At 58.4% G+C, this 3,178-nt stretch carries 2 protein-coding genes; both read left to right on the top strand.

Annotated features, from left to right (window positions below):
- Nucleotides 1-1,204 (top strand): L-2-hydroxyglutarate oxidase (gene lhgO / locus HIJ39_RS22140; protein ID WP_169103210.1); only part of this gene is annotated, 1,204 nt, incomplete at its 5' end.
- A 350-nt stretch (nt 1,205-1,554) separates the two neighbouring features.
- On the top strand, nt 1,555-3,138 hold the full coding sequence (locus tag HIJ39_RS22135; protein WP_169103209.1) for an ATP-binding protein: 1,584 nt from the start codon (nt 1,555-1,557) through the stop codon (nt 3,136-3,138).
- Nucleotides 3,139-3,178 lie beyond the last annotated feature (40 nt).

The following is a 3,178-nucleotide window of genomic DNA, read 5'->3' as shown; positions in this document are numbered from 1 at the left end:
ACAACCGTACCAACGGGGGGATTTTTTCCTCAACTGTCAAAGTCCGCCGAAATCACATCTCTACAGGACGCTCTTGGAACGGGAAAGTGAGATTGCCTCCCATCAGACCGGCCGTAACAGCGGGGTGATTCACGCGGGCGTCTATTACCGCCCCGGCTCGCTGAAAGCCCAATTGACTCAGCGGGGACGCACCTTGTTATTTGCCTTTCTCGACGCCTACGGCATCCCCTATCAACTGTCCGGCAAATTGATTGTGGCTGTCTCCCCGGACGAATTGCCCCGCCTCTATGCCCTTTATCGGACTGCACAAACGAATCAAGTGCCCGGCCTAACTCTCCTAGAGCATGACGCCATGCGCGAGGTCGAGCCGCACGTCGTCGGCCAATTGGCTATCCACTCCCCCAAAACCGGCATTGTCTTCTTTCCTGACGTGGCCAACAAATTGCGGGACTTGCTGCAGGCTGCCGGCCATCACGTTCAAACCGGCACAACTGTCACCCGGATGGTTCCGGAGGGCGGCTGGGTGCGCGTACACACCAACCACGGCGCCATCCTCTGCCGCCATGTCATTGCTGCCGCAGGCATTCAGTCCGACAAGCTGGCAGAGGGCGCCGGACTCAATGATCCTACGCGTATGGTGCCGTTTCGCGGCGACTATCTGGTCCTTTCGCCCGCGAAAGACTCGTTGGTCCGATCGCTGATTTACCCCGTGCCCGATCCGCGCCTGCCTTTTTTGGGGGTCCACTTTACCCGCCGTCTTCGTGAAAAGGAGGTCTGGATTGGCCCCAACGCGGTGCTCGCCTTTGACCGCATGCGCCCCGGACGCGGGGTCTTCAATCTTCCCGACTTCTTCAGCACCGTCACCTTCCCGGGATTTTGGCGCCTCGCCCGCCATCACTGGCGAACCGCCATTGGTGAGTGGTACCGGGACCACTGGGCCGAGGCTTATCTCCGTTTAGCGCAACGCTATATTCCCGAGCTTCAGCCCACGGATGTCCACTGGGGGCCCTCCGGCATTCGCGCGCAATTAGTCGATAACCAAGGGGGACTCTTGGATGACTTTCGTTTTCTGGGCAACGACCGCCTAATGTTTGTCCTCAATGCGCCCTCACCCGGTGCCACCTCCGCGCTCGCCATCGGCGAATATGTTGTCGAGCATGCTGCCCAGCAATTTGGTTGGACATTGGGGCCACGGAGATTATAGACAAGAGAAGGCGGCGGTTGCTTTACACAAATTGGCATATCTTCCCAAGCCATGCGACCGCAGCATCGCGTCCATTGTTGCGCTGAGAATACCCATAATTCAGCTAGACCTTGGGAACTCGGACGCTATAATAGGGATGAAAGATGAAGGAGGCGCGCCGCATGGTATTCACCGTCATTCTCCACCTCATCGCCAGCGTCGTGGGCGGTATGATTGCCGCCGGAATTATTTCTCTTGTCGTAGCCGGCATATTTGGAGTCTAAAGGCCCGCACGGGCCTTTTCATTTTTAGTCGTCGGAGGTGCTTGAACCCGTCTGGCACCTCCGCGGCAAAAACGTCACGGAGGAATCGTGCCCCACCATCCCTTGCTCAGCGAACGCGAAGAAACCGCCCTTTTGAAAGATATTGCCGAGGCGCTCAATGAGGCCACCGACATCTCCCAAGCCATGGCGGCCATTTTACCTCGCCTAAGTCAGGTTCTGGGACTCACCACCGCATGGGCCTTTCGCTTCGATTCTCATCGGGCCACCTTTGTCGAATTGGGGGCGAGCGGACTCCCTCCCGCCTTGGCAGCCCGCGATGCGGCGGCGCTTAAATCTAGCTGGTGCGAATGCCAGGATCGCTTGGTTAACGGGCGACTGGACACCGCTGTGAACATTGTTCGGTGCAGTCGTCTACGCGATGCCAGGGGAGAGCGCGCTGGACTCAAGTTTCATGCCTCGATCCCCATGCGCATGAATGGCGAGCCGTTAGGAATCCTCAACGTGGCCGCCAGCGGAGCTCGGGTGTTTACCCGACCCGCCCTGGATTTGCTGCGTGCCATCGGCTATCATGTCGCCGTGACCATCGACCGAGCGGCAATCTTGTCCGATATGAGGCAGCGTGCAGCGCAAGTGGAGGCCTTGTCGGGCATTCTTGGCGACCTGACCGGCATAATGCACCGCCGAGAACTTCTGGAGCGAGCCGTGACATTGTTATCGGATCGTTTGGGCTATGAGGCAGCAGCCTTGCTCGAGGAAGGAGTGGTTGTTTTTCATGTGGAAAAAGCCCGAGACGCGATGGACGCCGGGTACTCGTATCGGGATGTCTCTTCCGAACCTCCGGACGTTGAGCCACCAAGAATTTTAGAGGATGCCCTTTCCGGATTGACCCAGGCCATTCCCCGACGGTCTTTGGCCATCCGACTCGAGTCCCGCTCGCCCCGTGCCTTTTCTTCCTCCGACCAAGACCTTCTGTCGGCCTACGTCTGGCACTTGGCCGCGCTTCTGGACCAGGTTGACTGGTATCACGAGTCTGTGGCGTCGGCCCGATGGAGTGAACGCCGCGAGTTGGCAGCCGATCTACACGACTCTATCAATCAGCGCCTTTTTTCTGCGCAACTCATTGCCAGTGCGTTAAGGCGCCAGATTCGCGACCCAGCCGGGCAAGTGCTCGCCGAGCGGTTGGAAGCGGTGATTGGTGACAGCCAACAGGAGATGAAGACTCTGGTGCATACCTTGCGCGCCGAATCCCAAAATTTAAGCCAGGCTCTTCGCCATCGCCTCATCCGTCTTCACCAGGCGCTAGACGGCGATATCCGCTGGGACATTCCGGACCTCCCTGATACGCTCCCGCCTGCCCAGATTGGGGCGGTGCTGCATATTGTAGATGAGGCGCTGCAAAACGCGCTGAAACATGCTCCTGGGTCACCCATTGAGGTGCGAATGGAACTAGAGGCCGCTGCTGTGGTCATTCGGATTCGCGACTTTGGTCCGGGCTTCAACCCCGCCTTGATGGCGGCCAATACCGGCCATGGTCTCGCCACTATGCGGGAGCGAGCTGTTCTTCACCGAATCCACCTTGCCATCGACACCAACGTGGGGGACGGGACAACGGTTCGGCTAATAATCCCACGTGACGAGAGACGGTCTATGTCAAGGGTGTGGATAAAGTGACTTAATGGTGGTGCAACAGCACGAAGGGTACGCAACAGCA

Source organism: Sulfobacillus harzensis, assembly GCF_012933365.1.
GTDB lineage: Bacteria > Bacillota > Sulfobacillia > Sulfobacillales > Sulfobacillaceae > Sulfobacillus_B > Sulfobacillus_B harzensis.
Note: the sequence above shows the minus strand (reverse complement) of the source record. Positions and strands in the feature narration are given on the sequence as shown.